This is a genomic window from Streptomyces sp. NPDC057654 (genome assembly GCF_042800135.1).
In the GTDB taxonomy this organism is placed as follows: Bacteria; Actinomycetota; Actinomycetes; order Streptomycetales; family Streptomycetaceae; genus Streptomyces.
Map to the genome: position 1 here is coordinate 1 of NZ_JBHVHQ010001240.1, position 1,831 is coordinate 1,831.

1 protein-coding gene is annotated in these 1,831 nt (G+C 72.1%); it reads right to left on the bottom strand.

Annotation, left to right across the window (positions count from 1 at the left end; genetic code table 11):
- Positions 1-249 precede the first annotated feature (249 nt).
- On the bottom strand, positions 250-1,569 hold the full coding sequence (locus ACFU99_RS42400) for an MFS transporter (protein ID WP_384403807.1): 1,320 nt from the start codon (positions 1,567-1,569) through the stop codon (positions 250-252).
- Positions 1,570-1,831: the final 262 nt, after the last annotated feature.

The following is a 1,831-nucleotide window of genomic DNA, read 5'->3' on the forward strand; positions in this document are numbered from 1 at the left end:
GGGAAGGCGTAGAAGAGCGGGACGACGTCGGGCCGCCCCTGTGGGTCGAGCGAGCGGACCAGGAGGAACCGCCGCTGCGCGCCGGTTAAGGGGAGCAGGCCGCGGGGGGTGTCCGCGCCGTCCGCGGTCCGCCGGAACCGGGCGAGGTACTGGCCCGTGATGCTGTGGTGCACGGTGTCCTCTCTCTTGTCGTGCTCGTGCTCGCGCCGCTGTACGCGGCAGGTGGTCAGGGGTGTGGCGACGAAGGGCTCAGTTGACCGAGGCGGTCTCGGCGACCGCGTCGGGATCCGTGCCGGGACCCTTGTCGGGCTCGTCCGGCTCGGCGGCGGGCAGGTCGCGCATCGTCCGCAGCCGCGAGAAGAGCAGCGGCAGCGGGACGGCGAGGAAGCCGACCGCGCACACCCACACCGCGGCCCGCGGCCCGTACGCGCCCGCGACGGCGCCGCCCGCGAGCGCGCCGAGCGGCATGGTGCCCCAGACCAGGAAGCGCGTCGTGGCGTTCATCCGGCCCAGCAGCCGGGGCGGGCAGAGCAGCTGCCGGAAGCTGACCTGGGCGACGTTGTAGACGACGGCCCCGAAGAAGACCACCGCGGAGCCCACCGCGAACAGGGCGGCCGCGGCGCCGTGCCCGGCCAGCGGCCACAGGAGCGCGAACGGCCCGCTGACCAGGGCGGAGAGCCAGATGATCCGGGCCTGGCCGAGCCCCCGCGCGAGCCGTCCCGCGCAGAGCGCGCCGGCGAGCCCGCCGACGGCCGAGGAGGACAGCATCAGCCCTATGGCGGCGGGCGGCAGGTCGAGGACGCGCACCAGGAACACCGTCTGTACGGACAGCAGCAGCGCGGAGAAGAAGTTGCCGAGCCCGGTGGTCATGACGATGACCCGCAGCAGCGGCTGGCGCAGCACGAAGCCGAGCCCCTCGCCGATCTCGGCGCGCAGCGACGTGTCCGCGCCCTCGGCGCGCGGCGCGGGCTCCTTGTGCCGGATGGCGAGCAGGAACAGCGCGGAGACGGCGTAGCCGACCGCGTCGGCGACGATCGCGAGGTGCGCGCCGAGGAGCTGGACGAGTCCGCCGCCGAGGCCGGGGCCCGCCACCTGGGCGGAGGAGCGTACGGTCTCCAGCGCGCCGTTGCCCGCGACGAGCCGCTCCTTGGGCAGGAGCTGCGGCAGGTAGCTCTGGTGCGAGACGTCGAAGAAGACCGTGGCGACGCCGGTGATCAGGGCCACGGCGTAGAGCTGGGCCATGGTCAGGAAGCCGGCCACGGCGGCGGCCGGGATGCTGGCCATCGCCACGGCCCGGACGACGTCGGCCCGGATCAGCACCGGGAGCTTGCGCATCCGGTCCACCCAGGCGCCGGCGGGCAGGCCCACGAGGAGGAACGCGGCGGTCTCCGCGGCGGTCAGCAGGGCCACCTGGAACGCGGGGGCGTCGAGTTCGAGTACGGCGACCAAGGGCAGGGCGACCAGGGTCACTTGCGCGCCGACCTGGCTCGCCGCCGCGCCGGACAGCAGGTGCCGGAAGTCCCGGTGCCGAAGCAGGCCGCCCGCCGCGGCCTGGTGAGGGGTGCTCATTTGCCAGACATTTGACGATGCGCCCCTTCAGAGTCAAAGCGATCAGAGCGTTTCAGGACAGGTTCATCGGTTCGAAGGCTGCTGTAGCGAAAATTTTTAGCTGATAACCGCCAATGACAGGATGAACTCCGGCCGATGACCAAGTGGAACCACGCGCTCACTGCTGGATTCCACCGTCCGGTGAACGGTTCTCGACGCTCGATAATCGGACCCGGAACGACTGTCCGAAAACCGAACGGCCGCCGGGGGTCGTATGCAACCC

Excerpts from the sequence above, each read along its gene's own strand:
- ACFU99_RS42400 (WP_384403807.1), bottom strand. The coding sequence starts at position 1,569 with ATGAGCACCCCTCACCAGGCCGCGGCGGGCGGCCTGCTTCGGCACCGG.